Origin of the sequence: Polaribacter sargassicola (genome assembly GCF_021991835.1) — a bacterium.
Taxonomy (GTDB): Bacteria; Bacteroidota; Bacteroidia; order Flavobacteriales; family Flavobacteriaceae; genus Polaribacter; species Polaribacter sargassicola.
The window spans coordinates 1-283 of record NZ_JAHDAU010000223.1; the positions used below are offsets into that span (position 1 = coordinate 1).

At 72.8% G+C, this 283-nt stretch carries 1 protein-coding gene; it reads left to right on the forward strand.

Annotated elements, in window-relative coordinates:
* On the forward strand, positions 1-283 hold a 283-nt coding region (locus tag KI686_RS16595; RefSeq protein ID WP_237590418.1), incomplete at both ends, for a type III PLP-dependent enzyme domain-containing protein.

The following is a 283-nucleotide window of genomic DNA, read 5'->3' on the forward strand; positions in this document are numbered from 1 at the left end:
GACGACGGTTTCTACTCCCGGCTGACCCCGCTCGCCCGCGGCAACGCCGCCGCGCCCGCTCTGCGCCCCGCGATCACCGTATGGGCGCCGGTGCTCAGCATCCCCGAGCCCGGTCTCGCGATCGTGCTCTGCGGGCGGCGCGACGTCGGCTTCGATCAGGGGCTGCCCGTGGTGCACGGATCCCGCGGCCGGGACGGCTCTGACCCCCGCCCGTTCAACGGCACGATCACGCAGCTCGCCGATCAGCACGCCTTCATCGAGTTCGATCCCGACGGCGAGGCAC